We start from the raw sequence: 21,624 nt of genomic DNA, 5'->3' as shown, positions 1-21,624 counted from the left end.
TGCGCTGTACGCGCCGGAACCCGGCCTGACTCTACGCCGCCGGATCCACACGCCCCGCCCGGCCCTCGCCTGCCGTGGCCGCAGGCCGGAGGCCTTACACCGGCAGTGCGCGGGTACCGGCGGCCGGCGAGTGGGCCACCCGCACGTGGACAGGGTCGAGGCGTCGGGCGAGTTCGGCCAGGAGCTGGTGGCCCTTGCGCTCGGCGGTTGCGATCTGTTCCTCGGGGAGGGCTCGCTGCCACCACTCGCCGGCCGCCGTGTCGGCCGCGTCGCGCAGCTCGAGAAGGGCACCGGCCAGGCGGTCACGGGCCCAGGCGAGTTCATGGGCGTCCAGCGCGGGGGCCTCGTCCTGGGCGACGAGCCGCGCGGCGGCCTCGTGCGCGGCGGCGGTGGACTCCAGCGCCTTCTCGGTGCGTCCGGCGGCGCGCCGGTTGGTGACCACGGCGCAGCACAGCAGTCCGATCACGACACCGACCACGGTGTCCAGCGCACGGTCGCTCAGCAACTCGCGGACCGGCTGCGGCTGGGCGAACTCCGTCATCAGCAGGGAGAGGTTGGTGACGCTGATGGCGCCGAGCCAGTACCCGCGGCTGATCGTCGCCTCCGCGCCGAACTGGAAGAACAGGGCGACCAGGACGATGGCCAGCTCTCCGGTCCGGGTGACCGGCAGCAGGGCGGCGAACACCGCGAGGCCGAGGAAGTTGCCGAGCGCGCGATGCACCGCTCGTCCCCAGCTGAGGGTCATGTTGGCCTGGAAGACGGCGGCCGCGGTGACGACGGCCCAGTACGGGCGGCCGACGCCGAGCGCCATGGAGGCCCAGCCGGCGAGGGCGCAGCCGATCGCGACCCTGACGCCGATCGGCAGCAGCGGCGAACCGGGGCCCAGGGCGTGCAGGAGCGAGTGGCGCGGCCGGTCCGGGGCGTGCCGGCGCAGCAGGGCGGTGACGGCGGCCTGCTCGGCGGCGACGCCGGCCACCTGGTCGGCCTCCGCGCCGAGCGGGAAGAGATCGGGCAGCGGCATGTTCCGCCGCAGCGCGCGGGCCCAGGCGCCGAGCTGCCGCGGGTCGGCCGTGCCGGACTCGGCGCGGGCGAGCAGCAGTTCAAGCCGGTAGCGGTCGGCAGCGCGCTCCGGTGTGGGGACGGGCACCAGCAGAACGGTGTGCCACGCGGCGTTGACGGCCGCCGCGGCGGCATGCCGGGCGCGGGCGTGGCCGGGTTCGCCCTCGGCGGTGCCGGCGAGGCGGACGGCGGCTTCCAGGGCGCGGGCGACGGCGGTCCGCTCCGGCCCCCGCGGCCGCACCAGCGCCGGGGCCATGCAGACCAGCCAGGCGAGAAGGCCCCCGGCCAGCGTGAGGTCCACGTGGAACGGGATGGCGACGAACTCCTGCGGGAAGAAGATGCAGCTGGCGCCGATGAAGGTGAAGATCAGGTTGCCGGGTGGGCCGATCCGCGCGGCGTCGCACACCACCTTGTGCACGGCGGCGAGCAGCGCGGCCACCGCCACGCGTACGGCGGTGGACTCGGTGGCCGCGGCGGTGACCAGCCCGACCCCGGTGGTGGCGGTCATCCCGAGGACCACCCAGATGAGGGTGCGCGCACGGGCCGCATACGGCAGGCCATGCGCGTACAGCACGCACATCGCTCCGGCGGCGCTGTACGCGGCCAGATCCAGCCGCCCCAGGGCGAGCAGCAGCAGATTGGGGATGCCCATCGCGACCACGGCGCTGAGCGCCGGCTTGTGCCAGATGTCGCTGCCCCGGCCCAGCCCCATCAGGCCGCGCAACGGAAGTGGACGTACCCATGAATGCGCGCCCTGTGAAATAGCCGCCTCCTCCTCAAGTCCCGCACCGACACTCCCGGTGACAGGCCAACAATTTAGCAGATGATTTACTCGTGAATCACATTGGGACGACTTCATGAGATGTGGGTCACACCTGGGCTGGGATGTCACATCCCGGCGGCCGCCGCCCTCTGAGATATGAGCGTCCAGGGAGGGGCGAATGTCCGAGAGTCGTCAGGCACGAGCGGCAAGTCCGGCGCAGACGGCGGCGGAGAGCGGCCCGCTGCACACCGCCACGCAGCTCTTCGTCGACCACCGCGAGCTGCTGTTCTCCATCGTCTACAACATGCTCGGCAGCGTCGCCGACACCGAGGACGTCCTCCAGGAGACCTGGCTTTCGCTGACCGTCCGGGGGCGCACGTCCCCGCTGGAGGAGATCGGGAACCCGCGCGCCTATCTCGTACGGATTGCGGTGAACCATGCCCTCGCCCGGCAGGCGGTCATCCGCCGCCGACGCGAGACGTACGTCGGGCCGTGGCTGCCCGAACCCCTGGTCGCCGGGGGCGGCGCCGACGCTCACGGGGAGAGCGACGACGCCGCGGACCAGGCCCTGCGCACCGAGTCCGTCTCGATGGCGATGCTGGTGGTCCTGGAGACGCTCACCCCGCTGGAACGGGCCGTGTTCGTCCTGCACGAGGTCTTCGGCTACGCCCATACCGAGATCGCCGCGATCCTCGACCGCTCCCCCTCGGCGGTACGCCAGCTCGCCCACCGCGCCCGTGAGCACGTGCACGCCCGCCGTCCGCGCTTCGAGGCGCACCCGCGGGTCCGGCAGGAGGCCACCGAGCGGTTCGTCGCGGCCGCGCTCGGGGGCGACATGGCGGCGCTCATGGAGATCCTCGCGCCGGACGTGACGCTGTGGTCCGACGGCGGGGGCAAGATGCGGTCCTCCGCGCTGCGTCCGGTGCGCGGCCGCGAGAAGGTCGCCCGCCTGCTGACCGCTTACAGCTCGCGCCGCCGCCCGGAGGGCATGGCCGTCGAGTACCGGCACGTCAACGGCGACCCGTCCGCCGTGGTGTTCGCCGGCGACTCCCCGTACGCCGTGATGGTCATGGATCTGACGCCGGAGGGGGACCAGGTGTCCGACGTCTATCTCGTCACCAATCCGGACAAGCTCTCCCGGGTCCCTAAGCAGAGGGAAGGAGGAGAGCCGTAGGAGCGTCCTTTAGAAGCCGCCTCCGAAGTCCCCGCCACCACCGCCGAAGCCGCCGTCTCCGAAGCCTCCGCCGAAGTCGCCGGCGTCGAAGTCGGCGCCCGAGACATCGCCGCCGCCGTAGCCGGCGCCCGCGCCGAAGTCTCCGTAGCCGGAGCCGTAGTCGGAGGCGTACGCGGGGCCGGCCATCAGGTTGCCCAGCAGGGTGCCGACGAGCAGGCCCGGGAGGATGCCACCGCCGAAGTAGCCGCCCGCCCAGGGGCCGTAGGCCGGGCCGGCCTCCCAGTACGGGCGGCGGCCGGTCTCGGTCTCGACGGTGCGGACCATCGGCTCCGCGCCGTCCTTCAGGCGCGCCGCGTCCGCGGCGCAGACCGGCACCTCGCGCTCGGCTCCCTCCCGCGGGGCCCACACCATCTCGGTCACCGACGGGCCGTGGCGCGGGTCGAAGAAGCACGGGGCCCGCCGCTCCGGCAGCGGGCGGCCCTCGCGGCGGGCGGCCAGCTGGGCGAGCGCGAAGCGGCCGTCCTCCAGCGCCTGGGTGACTCCGCGCACCTCTTCGGGGTGCTGGGCGCCGGCCATCAGGGACTTCGCCTTCTCGTACGCGTCGAGGGCGCGTTCGTAGTCGGCGCGCATCGCGTCGTTCGCGCCGGCCTCGGCCGGGTGGAAGTCGAGCCGGTCGAGCTCCTCGCCGAAGGCCGTGATGTCCTCGTCGACGACGACACGGAGCTTGTCGAGGGCCGCGCGCTGCTCCTCCTCGCGCCTGCGGCGGTTGCGGCGGGCCATCACGTACGCACCGGTGCCGCCCGCGACGATCGCGGCGCCGACGCCGATCAGCGCGCCGGGTGAGACGCCCTCACCGGTGTCGCCCCAGGAAGCCGGCGCCGAGCCGCCCATGTTTCGCATGGCACGGTCGACGAAGTGGTTGAGCTGGGTCGTGGCGTCCTCGCCCTGGACGCTCGTCACCAGGTTCTGGACGGCGTCGCGGGACAGGACCCGGCTGTCCGCACGGGCGTCGAACTGGTCACCGAGCCGGATAGCGTACAGGCCGGTGATGCCCGTGTCGGTACGGAGGTTCTGGAAGAGGTTCGCCGTGGAGAAGCCCTCGGGCAGCACGGCGACGAAGACGGGCTTGTCGGCGTCCTTGATCTTCTTCGCCAGATCGTCGGCGGCACCGGACGGCAGCAGGTCGGAGACGTCCGGGTCGACGTAGACGGGGTTGTCGCGCAGGGCTTCCGCGACCGTGCCGACGTCCGTGGCCGCCTGGGCGGACGGTGCCATCACGGACAGCACCGCCAGGACAGCGGCCGCAAGGACGAGTGCCGGGGCCCGGAGTCCTCGTATCAGAGCGGCCTTCATGCCTACGAAACTACCGGAAATCCGCTAAATACGGACATCGCACAGGATCCGGGCCCCCGCCGCGGAAACGCGGCGGGGCGGGACCGCGCGGCAGCCCGTGGGCGGCCCTACTCCGAGGGCTCGACCCCGGCGCGCAGCAGGCCGTACGTGTACGCGTCCTCGAGCGCCTGCCAGGACGCCGCGATGACGTTCTCGCCGACGCCGACCGTGGACCACTCGCCCTCGCCGTCGGACGTGGAGATCAGGACGCGCGTCGTGGACTGGGTGCCGTGCTTGCCCTCCAGGATGCGGACCTTGTAGTCGACGAGCTCCATCTTGGCGAGCTGCGGGTGGATCCGCTCCAGGCCCACGCGCAGGGCGCGGTCGAGGGCGTTGACCGGGCCGTTGCCCTCGGCCGTGGCGACGATGCGCTCGCCCTTGGCCCACAGCTTCACGGTGGCCTCGTTGGCGTGGGTGCCGTCGGGGCGGTCCTCGACGATGGCGCGCCAGGACTCGGTGCGGAAGTAGCGGCGGGCGCGGCCCTCGGCCTCCTCCCTCAGCAGCAGCTCGAAGGAGGCGTCGGCGGCCTCGTACGTGTAGCCCTGGAGCTCGCGCTCCTTGACCCGCTCGACGACGCGGCCCACGAGCTCGCGGTCGCCGCCCAGGTCGATGCCGAGCTCCTTGCCCTTGAGCTCGACGGAGGCGCGGCCGGCCATGTCGGAGACGAGCATCCGCATGGTGTTGCCGACCAGCTCGGGGTCGATGTGCTGGTACAGGTCCGGGTCGACCTTGATCGCGGAGGCGTGGAGCCCGGCCTTGTGGGCGAAGGCGGAGACACCGACGTACGGCTGGTGCGTGGAGGGGGTCAGGTTGACGACCTCGGCGATGGCGTGCGAGACGCGAGTCATCTCGGCGAGGGCGCCCTCGGGCAGAACCCTTTTGCCGTACTTGAGCTCCAGCGCGGCGACCACAGGGAAGAGGTTGGCGTTGCCCACGCGCTCGCCGTAGCCGTTGGCGGTGCACTGGACGTGCGTGGCGCCGGCGTCGACGGCGGCCAGGGTGTTGGCGACCGCGCATCCGGTGTCGTCCTGGGCGTGGATGCCGAGCCGGGCGCCGGTGTCGGCCAGCACGGTGGAGACCACGGCCTGTACCTGGGCGGGCAGCATGCCGCCGTTGGTGTCGCACAGTACGACGACGTCGGCGCCGGCCTCGGATGCGGCCCGGACGACGGCCTTCGCGTACTCGGGATTGGCCTTGTAGCCGTCGAAGAAGTGCTCGCAGTCGACGAAGACGCGGCGGCCCTGCTCGCGCAGGTAGGAGACGGTGTCGCGGACCATCTCGACGTTCTCGTCGAGCGTGGTGCGCAGGGCCAGCTCCACATGCCGGTCGTGCGACTTGGCGACCAGCGTGATCACCGGGGCGCCGGAGTCGAGGAGCGCCCTGACCTGGGGGTCCTCGGCCGCCTTGCCCCCTGCCCGGCGGGTCGAGCCGAACGCGACGAGCTGGGCGTTCTTGAAGCCGATCTCCTGCTGGGCGCGGGCGAAGAACTCGGTGTCCCGCGGGTTGGCCCCCGGCCAGCCGCCCTCGATGAAGCCGACGCCGAAGTTGTCCAGGTGCCGGGCGATGGCCAGCTTGTCCGCGACCGTGAGGTTGATGCCCTCGCGCTGGGCGCCGTCGCGCAGCGTCGTGTCGAAGACGTGGAAGCTGTCGTCGAGACGGGGCGCGGACGCGGGCGTGGACGGCGCCTCATCGGCGGACGCGGTGCCCTGCGGGGGCACGCTGCCCTGCGCCGGGGCGGTGCCCTGCGCTGAGGCGGTGTCCTGCCCGGGCACGGCGCCCTGCGCCGACGCGGCGGCGGACGCGGCGTACGAACTGTCGTCGGTGGCCTGACTGGTCATGGCTGACTGACTCCTGTCGGTGTGTGGCTCCGATGGGGGTCCCCCCTGCTCTGGGGGTACCTCCCAGGCCATTAAGGCGCTGGGGGAGAAGCCGAGAGCTCGGGGGATCTGGATCCACTTGCCCCCATCATCGCGCGGCGCTCGCTTCCGGCCGGGATGGGGTCCGGGAAACGAAAAAACCTCTCGCGGGTGCGAGAGGTCTGCGCGCGGGTCTGAGGCACGGTGTCCGCTGCCGCGGGGTTATGTCGCGGGGTCAGCGGTCACTGCGGACCGGCGCGCTGATGCCAATAATCATGGCGAAAGCGAGCATGGTCGGCAGTCTGCCATATGCGCTGCCGCACGGGGCCCGGGGTCTCACGATGTGGGCGCCCTCTTTGCGCGGGTTACCTGCCCACGCGGGCACAGCAGTGTGCGGCGTGCTGCATCCGGTCGATGACCCGGAGGGTGTACACGTTCGGCGGGCGGGGGCGGTAGCCGCTGGTGGTAGGGGAAGCAGCATGAGTTCACAGCCGCCGTCCGGACCGCCGCCGGGTCCGCTGCCCCCTCCGCCGGGCGCGTCAGGACCGGACCGGGGGCGTGTGCCCGAACCCGCCCCGTCCGGCGGGCCGTCCCGCCTTCTGCTTGCCCTGGTCATCGGCGGGGCGGTCGTGGTGCTGGGGATCGTGGTACTTCTGGTCGCGCTCCTGCGGGGAGGCGGCGGTGGCGGCTCCGCCGGCGAATCCGTTTCGCCTTCCCCTCGCGACTCGGCCTCCGAGGCGGCAGCGGCCCGGAACCTTGCCGACCGCGTGACCCTGACGACTGCGGACTGGGGACCCGGCTTCGTGCGGAGTGACCCGTACGAGAGCACTTCCCTGAACGAGTTGACTGTGAAGGACACGTGCGAGCTGGCCGACCGGAAGGCGCGGCCCGGCACTCTGGCGGTTCTGACTCGCACATCCGTGAACAACGATGACGGTCTGACGGCTGTCTCCGAGACACGGGCCTATGCGGATCAGCCAGCCGCCGAGAAGTTCGTCGCCGACACGCAGGACAGTCTCCACCGCTGCTCGACGCAGACCTACGGCAAAGTTCGCTGGGAGGACGTCCGCGAGGCGGTCGCTCCCGACGTGAACGGCTTCGACGAGCTGGTGTCCGAGGAAAGCAGACAGGTCACGTACGACGACGGGTCCAAGGCGGATCTGATCTATATCAGCGTGATGGGGCGGACGGGCGACACCGTGCTCAACACCTGGGTCGCAGGACCGCCCGACAGTGAATCCAAGCTCCGCAAGCTCGTCACGGACGGACTCCAGCTCATGCGCCAGCGTCTGACGTCGGCGGGCGCCACCGCCCCATACACGTCGCCCACCGCCACGTACCGGTGACCGCCGCGCCGGAAGGCACAGCGGTCACCGGCAGCAGGCGTGCGCGGCCTGTCGAACGGATCAGCCGAGCCGGTGCATCCAGCCGTGCTTGTCCTCGGCGATGCCACGCTGGATGTCCAGCAGGGCCCCGCGGAGCTTGAGGGTGACCTCGCCCGGGTCGCCCTTGTCGCCCTGAGTCCACTCGCCGCCCTTGGACTTGACCGTGCCGACCGGCGTGATGACGGCGGCGGTGCCGCAGGCGAAGACCTCGGTGAGCGTGCCGTTCGCCGTGTCCTCGCGCCACTGGTCGATGGAGACGCGGCCCTCCTCGGACTCGTAGCCGAGGTCGCGGGCGACGGAGAGGAGGGAGTCACGGGTGACGCCGGCGAGGAGGGAGCCGGTGAGCGCGGGGGTGATGATCTTGTTGCCGTACACGAAGTACAGGTTCATGCCGCCCAGTTCCTCGACCCACTTGTGCTCCACGGCGTCGAGGTAGGCGACCTGGTCGCAGCCCTTCTCGGCGGCCTCGGCCTGAGCGAGGAGGGACGCGGCGTAGTTGCCGCCGGTCTTGGCGTCGCCCATGCCCCCGGGGACGGCGCGCACGCGGTCCTCGGACAGCCAGATGGAGACGGGCTTGACGCCGCCCGGGAAGTACGCGCCGGCGGGCGAGGCGATGACGATGAAGAGGTACTCGTTGGCGGGCCGCACACCCAGGCCGACCTCGGTCGCGATCATGAACGGGCGCAGGTAGAGCGACTCCTCGCCGCCGTGCGCGGGCACCCACGCCTTGTCCTGCTGGACCAGCACGTCGCAGGCCTCGATGAACGTCTCGACGGGCAGCTCCGGCATGGCCAGCCGACGCGCGGAGGACTGGAAGCGCCGGGCGTTGGCCTCGGGGCGGAACGTGGCGACGGAGCCGTCGGGCTGGCGGTACGCCTTGAGGCCCTCGAAGATCTCCTGGGCGTAGTGCAGGGTCATGTTCGCCGGATCGATCGACAGCGGCGCGTACGGAACGAGCTGGCCGTCGTGCCAGCCCCTGCCCTCCGTCCACTTGATCGTCACCATGTGGTCGGTGAAGTAGCGGCCGAACCCGGGGTTGGCCAGGATCGCCTCGCGCTCGGCGTCGGAGAGGGGGTGGGAGGAGGGCTTGAGCTCGATCGTGGGCGTCGTCATGAGTGGTTGTCCTTCACCGTTGGTTGTGACGGACCGCGCTCACGCCTGCACTACCAGTACTAGGACGTCCGAGCTTCCCTGCACACCGCGGTCCCGCCGTCTCGATTATCTCGCGACAGGGAAGGTGGTCGTGCCGGGCGTGATTGCGGCCCAGGGGTCGATGGTGGCACCCGGAGACCGCATACGAGAAGCCGCCGGGCGCCCTGTGGCTCCGGCGGCTTCTCGAGTGTTCGAGAGATGAGTCCGCCGGATCAGCCGGCTACTCGTACGGCGAGCGCGTCGCCGATCTGGTCGGTCGTACGAGCGGCTTCGCCGCGCTCAGCGAGGTCGGCGGAGACGGCGTCCTCGATGCGGGTGGCCTCAGCCTCGTAGCCGAGGTGGCGCAGCAGGAGGGCGACAGACAGGACGGTGGCGGACGGGTCGGCCTTGCCCTGACCCGCGATGTCGGGCGCCGAGCCGTGCACGGGCTCGAACATCGACGGGAACTCGCCGGCGGGGTTGATGTTGCCCGAGGCGGCGACGCCGATGCCGCCGGAGACGGCCGCGGCGAGGTCGGTGATGATGTCGCCGAAGAGGTTGTCGGTGACGATCACGTCGAAGCGCTCGGGCTGCGTGACGAGGTAGATCGTCGCCGCGTCCACGTGCATGTACTCGGTGGTGACCTCGGGGAACTCCTCGCCCACCTTGTTGAAGATGTCCGTCCACAGGTGACCGGCGTGCACGAGCACGTTGTTCTTGTGGACGAGGGCCAGCTTCTTGCGGGGGCGCGCCTGGGCGCGGGCGTAGGCGTCGCGGACGACGCGCTCGATGCCGAAGGCGGTGTTGAGGGAGACCTCGGTGGCGACCGCGTGCGGGGTGCCCTTGCGGATGGTGCCGCCGTTGCCCGTGTACGGACCCTCGGTGCCCTCGCGGACCACGACGAAGTCGATCTCCGGCTGGCCCGCCAGCGGCGTGGCGACACCCGGAAGGAGCTTCGAGGGGCGCAGGTTGACGTGGTGGTCGAAGGCGAAGCGGAGCTTGAGCAGGAAGCCGCGCTCAAGGACGCCGGACGGGACCGAGGGGTCGCCGATCGCACCGAGCAGGATCGCGTCGTGCTGCTTCAGGGCGTCGAGGTCGGCGTCGGTGAGGGTCTCACCGGTGGCGTGGTAGCGCTTGGCGCCGAAGTCGTACTCCTTGGTCTCGAGCTTCACGTCCTGCGGAAGCACGGCGTTGAGGACCTTCAGACCCTGGGCCACGACCTCCTGGCCGATGCCGTCGCCGGGGATCACTGCGAGATTGATGCTTCGAGACATGCCGGCACCCTACTCCTCGTCCCATGTCTTGACACGTGGCGTCCAACATCCGGACGGACCGGGGGGCTTGCGGGTGTCGTTTCGCCCCCTCCGCCCCTTCCCTTCCCGTCCCCTGGGGGCTTCGCCCCCAGACCCCACTTATCGGCCTTGACGGCCTCGTCCTCAAACGCCGGACGGGCTGTGTTTACCCGGATGACTGGCCCTTGTTGGCCTCTGCTGGGAAGTTGTCCGTCATGGACACTCCCAACGTCGGCATCCCCGAGCAGCTCGCGCGGCGTATGAGCATGGCGGAGCAGCACGAGTATCTGCGGGCGAAGCTCACGCGGCGCCGGGTTCTCGCGGGGTCGATCGGTACCGCCGGGGCGGCGGGCGGGCTCGGGCTGCTGGCCGGGTGCTCGGGCACGGCGCATGACGACCGCCCCTCGGCCGTACCGCTGGCGCGGTCCGCGACGGCGACGGTGGACGGCTCGCTGGTGGCGCCGTTCGGGCGGCATCTCGCCTTCGGTGCCGATCCGAAGACGCAGATGCGGATCTCGTGGCAGGTGCCTTTCGCGGTCCGGAACCCGTACGTACGGGTGGGGTTGAGGCCGTGGGAGCTCGACCGGAAGATCGAGGCCGAGGTGCGCGATCTGCACACTCCGGCGCTCTCGTCGAAGCTGCCGGCGGTCGACCAGTACTACCTGCACGTCGCCCTGGACGGCCTCAAGCCCGGCACGACGTACTACTACGGCGTCGGCCACGACGGCTTCGACCCGGCGAGCGCCGAGCGGCTGTCGACCGTCGGCTCCTTCCGCACCGCGCCCGCGACGCCCGAGACGTTCGTGTTCACGGCCTTCGGCGACCAGGGCGTCAGCTATGACGCGCTCGCCAACGACCAGCTGATCCTGGGCCAGAACCCGTCGTTCCATCTGCACGCGGGCGACATCTGCTACGCGGACTCGACGGGGCACGGCAAGGACTCGGACACGTATGACGCGCGTGTGTGGGACCAGTTCCTCGCGCAGACGGAGTCGGTCGCGAAGTCGGTGCCGTGGATGGTGACCACCGGCAACCACGACATGGAGGCCTGGTACTCCCCCGACGGCTACGGCGGCCAGTCCGCCCGCTGGTCGCTCCCGGAGAACGGCTTCGACCCGAAGAGCGCTCCGGGCGTGTACTCCTTCGTCTACGGCAACGTCGGGGTCGTCGCCCTCGACGCGAACGACGTCTCGTACGAGATCCCCGCCAACAAGGGCTACACGGAGGGCAGGCAGACGGCCTGGCTGGACCGGCGCCTCGGGGAGCTGCGCGCGTCGTCGGCCGTGGACTTCATCGTGGTGTTCTTCCACCACTGCATGTACTCGACGTCCACGCACGCCTCGGACGGCGGGGTGCGGGATGCCTGGCTGCCGCTGTTCACGAAGCACCAGGTCGATCTGGTGATCAACGGGCACAACCATGTGTACGAGCGGACCGACGCGATCAGGAACGGCAAGGTCGGGCGGCCCGTGCCGGTCGGCGCGTCGACCGATCCGACGCGCGACGGCATCGTGTACGTCACGGCGGGCGGCGCCGGCAAGGAGCTGTACGGCTTCCCCGCAGGCGTCGAGGACAGCTACGAGGGAGCGGAGAAGGACCGCGACTCGGTCGTCACCTTCCACTGGACGAAGTCACGGGTGCCGAACCCGGACACCGTGGAGTGGTCCCGGGTGCGGTACACCGGCTTCTCGTTCCTCGCGGTGGAGGCGGAGGCGGGCACAGCCCCGAAGCTCAAGGTCTCCGCGCTCGCCGAGAGCGGCAGGCGCGTCGACTACTTCGAGGTCGTACGCAGCAAGGGTCGGTGACCGGGAAGGTCAGTGACCGGTCTCGCCGCCGTTGTCCCTGCGGTCGAGGGCCCGCTGCAGCGCGGCGGCGGCGTTCTTGCGCTCCATTTCGCTGGAACGGGTGGCGCGGCGGACTCGGCGGACAGGCGTCGCAGTGGCCATGGTGATCGACTCCTTGAGATCACACAGCTCCGGAAGCAGCGTCACAGGCTTCGCGGCTCTGGAGAGCGGGGGGATTTCGAGGTGCCGGAAAGGGCGGGGAACCAGGAGCCGCAGGGGTTGCCTGCCCGGTGCTCCGGCTCGCGACCGCCATTCGCTGGATCGAGCGAGACGTTCGGCTCCTACAAAACTACGGGAGTACGGAGCACCTGTCTCTACAATTACTCGGACTTCCTACTATCTGAGACGGCCAGGCTGGACGGGCCCCTGAACAGGCCTCTGAACAGGCCCGCCCCGCCCCGGAACAAGCGGGGCGGGGCGGGGCGGAGCTCAGGAGGGCGGTCAGCCCATGTGCGGGTAGCCGTACTCCGTCGGCGGGACCAGCGTCTCCTTGATCGCGCGGGTCAGCGTCCAGCGCATCAGGTTCTGCGGGGCGCCCGCCTTGTCGTTGGTGCCGGACGCGCGGCCGCCGCCGAAGGGCTGCTGGCCGACGACGGCGCCGGTCGACTTGTCGTTGATGTAGAAGTTGCCCGCGGCGTAGCGGAGCTTGTCCATCGTGTACGCGACGGCGGCGCGGTCCATGGCGATGACCGAACCCGTGAGCGCGTAGGCGGACACCGACTCCATCTGGGTCAGCATCTCCTCGTACTTGTCGTCCTCGTAGACGTGGACGGCGAGGAACGGGCCGAAGTACTCGGTCGTGAAGACCTCGTTCTCCGGGTCGCTGCACTCCACGACGGTCGGGCGGACGAAGTAGCCGACCGAGTCGTCGTACCTGCCGCCGGCCACGATCGTGCAGGTGTCGTCGGCCTTGGCACGGTCGATCGCCGCCTTGTTCTTGGCGAAGGCCCGCTCGTCGATGACGGCGCCGATGAAGTGGGACAGGTCGGTGACGTCGCCCATGGTGAGGCCGTCGATCTCGGCCGCGAACTCCTCCTTGAAGCCGGAGTTCCAGATGGAGGCCGGGACGTACGCGCGGGAGGTGGCCGAGCACTTCTGGCCCTGGTACTCGAAGGCGCCGCGGGTGAGCGCCGTCTTCAGGACCGCGCGGTCGGCGCTCGGGTGGGCGACGACGAAGTCCTTGCCGCCGGTCTCGCCGACGATGCGCGGGTAGGAGCGGTACTTCTCGATGTTGTTGCCCACCGTCTTCCACAGGTACTGGAAGGTCTTGGTCGAGCCGGTGAAGTGGATGCCCGCGAGGTCGCGGTGCTCCAGCGCCACCTTGGACACCTCGATGCCGTCGCCGGTGACGAGGTTGATGACGCCCTTGGGCAGGCCCGCCTCCTCGAGGAGCTGCATGAGGAGGACGGCCGCGTGGGTCTGCGTCGGGGACGGCTTCCAGACCACCACGTTGCCCATCAGGGCGGGGGCGGTGGGCAGGTTGCCCGCGATGGCCGTGAAGTTGAACGGCGTGATCGCGTAGACGAAGCCCTCCAGCGGGCGGTGGTCCAGGCGGTTCCACACGCCCGGCGAGTTGGCCGGGGGCTGCTCGGCGAGCAGGTCACGGGCGTACTTGACGTTGAAGCGCCAGAAGTCGATCAGCTCGCACGGGGTGTCGATCTCGGCCTGCTGGGCGGTCTTCGACTGGCCGAGCATCGTGGAGGCAGCCAGGGTCTCGCGCCAGGGGCCTGCCAGCAGGTCGGCGGCGCGCAGGATGATCGCGGCACGGTCGTCGAAGGACATGGCGCGCCAGGCCGGAGCGGCGGCCAGCGCGGCGTCGATCGCGTCCTGCGCGTCCGCTTGCGTGGCGTTGCGGTACGTGCCGAGGACGGACTTGTGGTTGTGCGGCTGCACGACCTGGAACGGCTCGCCGCCGCCCATCCGCTGCACGCCGCCGATGGTGCAGGGCAGGTCGATCGGGTTCTCGGCGAGCTCCTTGAGCTTCACCTCGAGCCGGGCGCGCTCGGGCGAACCGGGGGCGTAGCCGTGCACCGGCTCGTTGACGGGAGCGGGGACCTGGGTCACAGCGTCCATGAGTTCCGTTACTCCTTTTTGAGTGGTGGGTGGGATCTGCCCTGATCAGTTCTTGGTGATCATCGAGCGGACGAAGAAGAGCAGGTTGGACGGCTTCTCGGCGAGGCGCCGCATGAAGTAGCCGTACCAGTCGGTGCCGAAGGCGGTGTAGACGCGCATCCGGTGTCCCTCGGCGGCGAGCCGCAGGTGCTCGTCGCTGCGGATCCCGTACAGCATCTGGAACTCGTACTCGTCCAGCTTGCGCCCGGCGCGGCGGGCGAGCTCCTGTGCGACGGAGATGATGCGCGGGTCGTGGCTCCCGATCATCGGGTAGCCCTGGCCCTCCATCAGGATCTTCAGGACCCGGACGTACGCCTTGTCGATCTCCGCCTTGTCCTGGAACGCGACGGAGGCGGGCTCCTTGTAGGCGCCCTTCACCAGCCGGACGCGGCTGCCGGACGCGGCGAGGCGGCGGGCGTCGTCCTCGGTGCGGAACAGGTAGGACTGGATCACGCAGCCGGTGCCCTGGAAGTCCCTGCGCAGCTCCTCGTGGATGGCGAACATCGAGTCGAGGGTGGTGTGGTCCTCCGCGTCCAGGGTGACCGTGGTGCCGATCGCGGCGGCGGCCTCGACGACCGGGCGGACGTTGGCGAGAGCCAGCTCGTGGCCGCCCTCCAGCGCCTGGCCGAACATCGACAGCTTGACCGACATCTCGGCCTTGGTGCCGAGGCCGAGGTCCTTGAGGCGGTCGATCAGCTCGAGGTAGGCGTCGCGGGCGGCGGCGGCCTGCTCGCGGGTCGTGATGTCCTCGCCCACGACGTCGAGGGTGGCCTCGAGGCCCTTGGCGGCGGCGTCCTTGACGATCGGGATCACGTCGTCGACGGTCTCGCCCGCGATGAACCGGTCGACGACCTGTTTGGTGCCCGGGGCCGACGATACGAAGCGGCGCATCTTGTCGCTGCGCGAAGCGGCGAGGATCACGGGACCCAGCACGGGGCACCTCCACGGGAGTAAGAAACAGGCCGCATACCGGAGAGAGGGATGACAAACCCCAACGTTCCAGGTACGGCACGGAGAACCACCGTGAAACCTAAGGATCCCTCCGATCGTCGGCCATCGACAGCTGTCACGCATCCGTGGCCGAGATCTCAGACAGATGTCTGAAGGGCTTGCGAAATGCGGGAGAATGCCCGGGTGAAGGGCGACTACCAGGAACTGGTCGACGAGATCTCGGCGCTGCTCGGCGCCCCCGCGACGCTTGAGAACCGGGACTTCGCCCTGATCGCCTTCGGCGCCCACGACAGCGACGACGACTCGGCCATGGACCCGGTCCGGACCCGTTCGATCCTCACGCGCCGATCCACTCCGGCGGTCCGCCTCTGGTTCGAGGGGTTCGGGATCGCGCGGGCCACGGGTCCGGTGCGCATCCCGCCTGCCCCGGAGGCGGGCGTCCACCGCGGCCGCATCTGCCTTCCGGTGCGCCATCGGGGGGTCGTCCTGGGATACGTATGGCTGCTGGACGCCGAACCGGGCCCGGGCGTGGAGCAGTTGTCCGCCGCGATGGAGGTGGCGGGGCGCATCGGCGCGCTGCTCGCCGACGAGGCGCAGGCCGGGGCGGATCTGACCCGGGAGTTCCGTGCGGTGCTGACCGCCGAGCGCGGCTGGCAGCAGGACATGGCGGTGGGGGCGCTGCGTACGGCGCTGGGGGAACGGGCCGACGGCCTGCACGCGGTGGTGTGCGTGGCACCCTGGCCCTCCGCCGATCCTGCCGATGCGCCGTCGGTCCGGTCGGTGCCGGGGGCTACGGCCCTGTGCACGGTGCCGTGGGGTGCCGGGCCCCATGCTCTGAAGGCCATGGGCGAGAGCCAGTGCCTCGCCCTGCTGATGCGCCTGCGCTCCGCCGACGTGCTCACCCCCGCTCTGACGACCGCGTCCGGAATGCTGAGCAGGGTCGAGGGCGGTGCCGCGGCCGGTGTGGCCCGCGCCCGGCGCGGCCTCGGCGAGCTGGGCGCCGCCTGGCAGGAGGCGTCGGCGGCGGCCCGGGCGGCCCTGGCCGAGCCGGGGCTCGGGCCGGTCGCCGCGTGGGCGTCCATCGGCCCGTACCGGCTGCTGACCGCGCTGCCGCCGGAGGCGGTGCACGACCCCGTCGTGGGCCCCCTGCTGGAGCCCGCCCACCGCGAACTGGCCCGCACCGCCGAGGTGTTCCTGGACTGCGCGGGCCAGGCAGGCCGCGCGGCCGCCGAGCTGGGCATCCACCGGCAGACGCTCTATTACCGCCTGTCGCGGGTCGAGCAGCTCACCGGCCTCGACCTGGACGACGGCGAGGACCGGCTGCTGCTGCACATGGCGCTGAAGGCTGCGCGGCTGTAGCACAAAAGGCGCCGCCCGCCCTTCGCTTGGCCCGTTAGTGAAAATGATTGTCATCATGCTACGGTCGGCCCGTCTTTGACCGCCCTTTTACCTCCTTACCGGGAAGGGTCCACCCAAGTGCGCCTGCCAGCCCGCCTCCTCCCCGCCGCCGCCCTCGTCCCCACGGCCGCGCTGCTCACCGGATGCTTCGCCTCTTCCGGCTCCGGCCAGGCGTCAACCGACGGTGAGGGCAGCGGCCAGCGCATACGCATCGCGATGATGCTTCCGCCGCGCTCCGCCCTCTCCCCGCTCTCGGACGACGCGTTCAAGCTGTCCCGCTGGTCCACCGCGGAGACGCTGGTCACGCTCGACGAGGACGGCGACGCCGAGCCCGCCCTCGCCACCGGCTGGAAGCAGTCGGGCAAGACGTGGACCTTCACCATCCGTGACGGCGTCACCTTCCACGACGGCACGAAGCTCACCGCGCAGTCCGTCGTGCGGTCGCTGAGCGAGGCCGCCGCCGCGTCGCCCAAGCCGCGCATCCTCGACGGCGTCGAGCTGACGGTGCGGGCGAAGGGCGACACGGTCTCGGTCACGACCGCCACCGAGGACCCGCTCGTGCCGCAGCGGCTGAGCTCCCCCCAGCTGTCGATCCTGTCGGCGAAGGCGTACGCGGGGAAGACCGTCGACCCGCTCGGCACCGGCACCGGGGCCTTCGAGCTCACGGAGGTCAACGGCACGACGTCGGCGAGGCTCGACCGGTACGACGGCTACTGGGGCGGGCAGGCCAAGGCCCCTGGGATCGATGTGTCGTTCGTCCCGGACGGCACCGCGCGCGCCGCCGCCCTGCGCAGCGGCGAGGCCGACGTCGTCGAGGCCGTCCCGGTCTCGCAGGCCGCGCTCGTCGACCAGGATCTGATCACCGAGGTGCCGATGCCGCGCACCAACACCCTCTACCTCAACACGGAGAAGGGCATCTTCAGGGACGCGGGTATGAGGGCGGCCGCGCGCGAGGCGATCGACGCGGCGACGATCGTCAAGGGCGTGTACGAGGGGCGCGCGGACGTCGCCGATGGGCTGCTCGGGCCCGCGCTGCCGTGGGCGTCCGGCCTGCGCGACGGCCGGAAGGTGCAGCGGGCGGAGGCCGGCGACCCGGACGGCGCCGCGATCACCATCGGCACCTTCACCGACCGCGCCGAGCTGCCCGAGGTCGCCCAGACCCTGCAACAGCAGCTGCAGAAGGCCGGGTTCAAGGTGAAGCTGGACGTGCGCGAGTACGCGAACATCGAATCCGACGCGCTGGCGGGCGAGTTCGACGCGTTCATACTGTCGCGGGCGACGGTGCTCGACTCCGGTGACCCGGCCGCGTATCTCTACAGCGACTTCGCCTCCGACGGTTCCTTCAACATCGCGCAGCTCGCCGACGAGAACGTCGACCGGATGGTGCGGAAGGCGTCCGAGACCGAGGCGGGCGACGGCCGCCGCCGGGCGGTCGTCGAGGCGGAGGCCGCGGTGCTGGCCACGGACGCCGCCGTACCGATGCTGCACGAGCGCGTGATCCAGGGCGATGCGGCGGGTGTCGTGGGCGTCGCACACGATCCGCGCGAGCGCGAGCTGATCACCGTCGAGACATACGTCAAGTGATGGACGCGCCGAACACGGGGGCCGGGCTCGGCCCATGGAGTCGGCCCGGCGGACGTACCACCTGGTTCGGCGTGCGGGCACGGCTCGTGGCGTGGACCCGGCTGAGTACATGGGCCGCGGCGTGCAGAGGGCCGAAGGTCAGGGCCGGGCTCACCCGCGTGGTCTGCCTCGCCCTCGTGCTGGCCGCCGTGGGGCTGCTGCCCTGGTTGTCCGGCAGGGACCCGGCGCTCACGGTGCTGCGGGCCCGGTCCGCCGAGCAGGAGGCCACGGCGGAGGCGCTGGACGCGATCCGCGCGGACCTCGGGCTCGACGCGGGTCCCCTTCGCCTGCTGGGCGGTTGGGCGGCGGGGCTGTTGCGCGGCGACCTCGGCACGTCATGGGTGTCGGGTACGGACGTGCTGCCTTCCGTGGCCGCCGGGCTCCAGGTGTCGCTCGGCCTGATGGGCGCCTCGCTCGCGGTGGCGCTGCTGGTCGGGGCCTTGCTGGTGGCGCCCGTCCTGGTACGCGGCAGGGGCACGGCGGGCGCGTTCGCCGCGATGCTCGCCGCGGTGCCCGAATTCCTGCTGGCGACGCTGTCGCTGGTCGTGTGCGGGGTGTGGCTCGGCTGGCTGCCGACGTCCGGCTGGCAGGGGCCCGCGCACATGGTGCTGCCCGCCGTTGCGCTCGGGGTGCCGGCCGGCGGGCTGCTCGGGCAGCTGGTCGCGGACGCGCTGCCCGCCGTCCTCGAGGAGCGCTGGGCGGAGCTGTGGCGCGGCTCCGGCGTGAGCCGCGCCCGGGTAGCTGCGGCGGCGCTGCGGCGCGTACTGCCTCCGCTGGTCCCGCAGTTCGGGATGGTCGCCGTCGGCCTGACCGGCGGCGCGGTCGCGGTCGAGACGGTGTTCGCGGTGCCGGGCATCGGCCGTACGGCGCTCGGTGCGGCCAAGTCACAGGACCTGCCACTGCTGCAGGGCGCGGTGCTGGCGCTGCTCGTGCTGGGCCTTACGGCGGGTGCGGCGGCCGCGCTGCTGCGGCGCCGGCTGCTCGGTCCTGCGCTGCGCGACGCGGGGCTCACGCTGCCCGCGGCCCGGCCGGTGCGCGTGCACCCGCTGGTGCCGGTCCTCTTGGGAACCGTCCTCGTCACCGCCGTCGGCTGGGGACTGCTGCGCGATCCGTACACGGTGGACACGGCGGCCCGGCTGGCCGCGCCGTCCTGGGCGCATCCGCTGGGCACGGACGGTCTCGGGCGTGACGTGCTGGCGCGCCTTGGGCACGGCGCGGCCGCGACGGTCGGCACGGCGGCCGCCGTCTGCCTGGTCAGCTTTCTGCTGGCGCTGGGACTCGGCTTCCTGCCGCTGTTCACCGCGGGCGCGTCGGACATCGCCAACGCCCTGCCGCCGGTGATCACCGGCATCCTGGTCGCCGCCGTCGTCGGCCCCGGCACGGGCGGCGCCTCCCTCGCCATCGCCCTCATCTCCTGGCCGCCGCTGGCCGCGCACGCGGCGGCGCTGGTCCAGGAGGTACGCGCCTCCGCGTTCCTGACCACCCAGAAGGCGATCGGCGCGACCCCGGTGTGGATCCTGACCCGTCACGTCCTGCCCTCGGTGGCCGCTCCCGTGGCCCGCCACGCGGTCCTGCGCCTGCCCGGCATCGCTCTGGCCCTCGCGTCGCTCGGTTTCCTCGGACTCGGCGCACAGCCGCCCGCCCCGGAGTGGGGCCTGCTGCTCGACGAGTCCCGTGCCTACGTGGAGCGCGCCCCGTGGGCGGCCCTGGCCCCGGCGGCCGCGCTTGCCGTGCTCGCGGGACTGGCGGTGTCGCTGGCCGCGTACGGGGGCGCGCGGCCCGGCCGTGCGAACTCCCCGCGGCCGCGGTCAGCGGCCGTCGGCGGCACCGGAGCGCGCCGCGGCCTCACCACGCTTTCCCGAGCCCGGAAGGAGATGTCCCTTGCATCCCGCTGACCCTCTGCTGTCGGTGCGCGGCCTGCGTATCGCCTTCGGGCCGCTCGAGGCGGTACGCGGACTGTCCTTCGACGTATGGGACGGGGAAGTCCTCGCGCTCGTAGGTGAGTCGGGTGCCGGGAAGTCCCTGACCGCGCGCGCTCTGCTGGGCATGCTGCCGCGTGGGGCGACGGCGGCGGGAATCGCCCGGCTGCGCGGCGAGCCCGAGCTCATCGGCGCGGGCCGCCCGGCGTACGCACGGCTGTGGGGGCGGCGGATCGCTCTCGTCCCGCAGGACGCCCTCTCCGCGCTGTCGCCCGTCCACCCGGTGGGCGACCAACTCGCCGCCGCCGTGCGGTCCGTGCAGGGCCTGTCTCGTAGGGAGGCGCGCGCCAGGGCCGTCGCCGCACTGGAGCAGGTCGGTATCGCGGACGCGGGGCGCAGGGCGCGGGCGTATCCGCACGAGTTCTCCGGGGGCATGCGGCAGCGCGCCGTCATCGCGATGGCCATGATCAACGAACCGGAGCTCGTGGTCGCCGACGAACCCACCACCGCTCTCGACCCCGGCACCCAACGGCACGTACTCGAACTGCTGACCCGGCGGCGCGAGGAGACGGGCGCGTCCCTCGTCCTGGTCACCCACGATCTCGCGGCCGTCGAGGAGCACGCCGACCGGATGATGGTGATGTACGCGGGCAGGGCCGTCGAATCGGGCCCGGTGTCCGAGGTGTTCGCCCGGCCCCGCGCCCCGTACACGGCTGGGCTGCTCGCCTCCCTCCCACCGGACGTGCCGCTGCCGGGTGGTGGACGAGGCGGCCGGGTCGCCGGCCGCCGTCTGCCGGCGATCGCCGGAGCCCCGCCAACCCTCGCCGAACTGCCGCCCGGCTGCGCCTTCGCGCCCCGCTGCCCCCTGGCCGAACCGGCCGACGACGACCGCTGCCGCACGGAACTGCCGGAGCCGCAGCGGCTCGGGGACGGCCGACGAGAGGTGGCCTGCCACCGGTGGCGTGAACTGCCGGACCGTCCCGCCGACTTGTTCCTGGAGCATGTGTGAGCCCCGCAAACGCGCTCATTGCGGTGCGCGAACTGGTTGTCCGCTACGGCTCGTTCGTCGCCGTCGACCACGTGTCGTTCGACATCGCCGCCGGTGAGACGCTCGCCCTGGTGGGGCCGTCGGGCTGCGGCAAGTCCTCGACGGCCGCCGCCGTGCTGCAGCTGCGCCGGCCCGACGGCGGGGAGGTGTGGTTCGACGGCCGGGAGCTCACTGCCCTGGACGAGCGCGCCCTGCGGCCGCTGCGCCCGGCGATGCAGCCGGTCTTCCAGGACCCCTACGGATCCCTCAGCCCTCGCTGCCGTATCCGGGACGCCGTGGCCGAACCCCTGCGGGTCCAGGGCCGCTGGGATGCCGTGCGCGGACCTGCCCGGGTGGCCGAGCTGCTCGATCTGGTCGGGCTCGACCCGGCGTACGGCGACCGGCGGCCGCACGAGCTGTCCGGCGGCCAGTGCCAGCGCGCCGGCATCGCACGCGCGCTCGCGGGCGAGCCCCGGCTGCTCGTCCTCGATGAACCGGTCTCGGCGCTCGACCCGTCACTCCGCGCGGGCGTGCTCAACCTCCTGGCCGACCTGCAGGACCGCCTCGGCCTCGGCTACCTCTTCATCTGCCACGACATGGCCCTCGTACGGCACTTCTCCGACCGGGTGGTCGAGATGCGGGACGGGAAGATCGTGGGGTGAGGGTCGCTGTGCGGGCCGTCGGCTCTCACCCGCGCC

General features: G+C 71.7%; 16 protein-coding genes. 8 read left to right on the top strand and 8 right to left on the bottom strand.

The window, feature by feature from the left end; translation table 11 throughout:
• Window positions 1-94 precede the first annotated feature (94 nt).
• On the bottom strand, window positions 95-1,771 hold the full coding sequence (locus ABT009_RS16915) for an FUSC family protein (RefSeq protein WP_502989899.1): 1,677 nt from the start codon (window positions 1,769-1,771) through the stop codon (window positions 95-97).
• Between the two features lie 229 nt (window positions 1,772-2,000).
• Between ABT009_RS16915 and sigJ the strand changes: the two genes are divergently transcribed.
• Complete coding sequence (gene sigJ, locus ABT009_RS16910; protein WP_351294536.1) at window positions 2,001-2,996, top strand: RNA polymerase sigma factor SigJ; 996 nt, start codon at window positions 2,001-2,003, stop codon at window positions 2,994-2,996.
• Between the two features lie 9 nt (window positions 2,997-3,005).
• Here the strand turns inward: sigJ and ABT009_RS16905 are convergent, their stop codons facing one another.
• Window positions 3,006-4,349, bottom strand: a complete 1,344-nt coding sequence (locus ABT009_RS16905; protein ID WP_351294533.1) for a hypothetical protein — start codon at window positions 4,347-4,349, stop codon at window positions 3,006-3,008.
• Between the two features lie 107 nt (window positions 4,350-4,456).
• Window positions 4,457-6,226, bottom strand: coding sequence for a citramalate synthase (gene cimA, locus ABT009_RS16900; protein ID WP_351294530.1), 1,770 nt, complete (start codon window positions 6,224-6,226; stop codon window positions 4,457-4,459).
• A 578-nt stretch (window positions 6,227-6,804) separates the two neighbouring features.
• Between cimA and ABT009_RS16895 the strand changes: the two genes are divergently transcribed.
• A complete protein-coding gene (locus tag ABT009_RS16895; RefSeq protein ID WP_351294527.1) occupies window positions 6,805-7,590 on the top strand; it encodes a hypothetical protein in 786 nt (261 codons plus the stop codon).
• A 60-nt stretch (window positions 7,591-7,650) separates the two neighbouring features.
• Here the strand turns inward: ABT009_RS16895 and ABT009_RS16890 are convergent, their stop codons facing one another.
• Together ABT009_RS16890 and ABT009_RS16885 are read right to left on the bottom strand one after the other, a co-directional pair.
• Window positions 7,651-8,742: a branched-chain amino acid aminotransferase gene (locus ABT009_RS16890; RefSeq protein WP_351294524.1), complete on the bottom strand. Its 1,092-nt coding sequence runs from the start codon at window positions 8,740-8,742 to the stop codon at window positions 7,651-7,653.
• Window positions 8,743-8,993: 251 nt separating this feature from the next.
• Window positions 8,994-10,034 carry a 3-isopropylmalate dehydrogenase gene (locus ABT009_RS16885; RefSeq protein WP_351294521.1) on the bottom strand — a complete coding sequence of 347 codons (1,041 nt, stop codon included), beginning with the start codon at window positions 10,032-10,034 and terminating at the stop codon, window positions 8,994-8,996.
• A 233-nt stretch (window positions 10,035-10,267) separates the two neighbouring features.
• On the opposite strand from ABT009_RS16885, the gene ABT009_RS16880 reads away from it, so the two are divergent.
• Window positions 10,268-11,857 carry a purple acid phosphatase family protein gene (locus tag ABT009_RS16880; RefSeq protein ID WP_351294518.1) on the top strand — a complete coding sequence of 530 codons (1,590 nt, stop codon included), beginning with the start codon at window positions 10,268-10,270 and terminating at the stop codon, window positions 11,855-11,857.
• Window positions 11,858-11,866: 9 nt separating this feature from the next.
• Here the strand turns inward: ABT009_RS16880 and ABT009_RS16875 are convergent, their stop codons facing one another.
• The 3 genes from ABT009_RS16875 to ABT009_RS16865 form a co-directional block, all read right to left on the bottom strand.
• Window positions 11,867-11,998, bottom strand: coding sequence for a hypothetical protein (locus tag ABT009_RS16875; RefSeq protein WP_351294515.1), 132 nt, complete (start codon window positions 11,996-11,998; stop codon window positions 11,867-11,869).
• A 339-nt stretch (window positions 11,999-12,337) separates the two neighbouring features.
• Complete coding sequence (pruA, locus tag ABT009_RS16870; RefSeq protein WP_351294512.1) at window positions 12,338-13,969, bottom strand: L-glutamate gamma-semialdehyde dehydrogenase; 1,632 nt, start codon at window positions 13,967-13,969, stop codon at window positions 12,338-12,340.
• A 45-nt stretch (window positions 13,970-14,014) separates the two neighbouring features.
• Window positions 14,015-14,941 carry a proline dehydrogenase family protein gene (locus ABT009_RS16865; protein WP_351294509.1) on the bottom strand — a complete coding sequence of 309 codons (927 nt, stop codon included), beginning with the start codon at window positions 14,939-14,941 and terminating at the stop codon, window positions 14,015-14,017.
• 183 nt (window positions 14,942-15,124) lie between these two features.
• Here ABT009_RS16865 and ABT009_RS16860 point away from each other — a divergent pair, with 183 nt between their 5' ends.
• From ABT009_RS16860 to ABT009_RS16840, 5 genes are all read left to right on the top strand, one after another.
• Window positions 15,125-16,318 carry a PucR family transcriptional regulator gene (locus ABT009_RS16860; protein WP_351294506.1) on the top strand — a complete coding sequence of 398 codons (1,194 nt, stop codon included), beginning with the start codon at window positions 15,125-15,127 and terminating at the stop codon, window positions 16,316-16,318.
• Between the two features lie 117 nt (window positions 16,319-16,435).
• Entirely contained in the window at window positions 16,436-17,941 is a 1,506-nt protein-coding gene (locus ABT009_RS16855) for an ABC transporter substrate-binding protein (RefSeq protein ID WP_351294504.1), read from the top strand.
• The gene (locus tag ABT009_RS16850) at window positions 17,941-19,875 is read left to right on the top strand and encodes an ABC transporter permease subunit (protein ID WP_351294501.1); all 1,935 of its coding nucleotides are present in this window, start codon (window positions 17,941-17,943) and stop codon (window positions 19,873-19,875) included. The genes ABT009_RS16855 and ABT009_RS16850 overlap by 1 nt, the downstream gene beginning before the upstream one ends.
• Window positions 19,862-20,908: an ABC transporter ATP-binding protein gene (locus ABT009_RS16845; RefSeq protein WP_351294498.1), complete on the top strand. Its 1,047-nt coding sequence runs from the start codon at window positions 19,862-19,864 to the stop codon at window positions 20,906-20,908. The genes ABT009_RS16850 and ABT009_RS16845 overlap by 14 nt, the downstream gene beginning before the upstream one ends.
• Window positions 20,905-21,588, top strand: coding sequence for an ATP-binding cassette domain-containing protein (locus ABT009_RS16840; protein ID WP_351294496.1), 684 nt, complete (start codon window positions 20,905-20,907; stop codon window positions 21,586-21,588). The genes ABT009_RS16845 and ABT009_RS16840 overlap by 4 nt, the downstream gene beginning before the upstream one ends.
• Window positions 21,589-21,624: the final 36 nt, after the last annotated feature.

The organism is Streptomyces sp. NPDC002896 (genome assembly GCF_040295225.1).
Lineage (GTDB): Bacteria > Actinomycetota > Actinomycetes > Streptomycetales > Streptomycetaceae > Streptomyces.
Note: the sequence above shows the minus strand (reverse complement) of the source record. Positions and strands in the feature narration are given on the sequence as shown.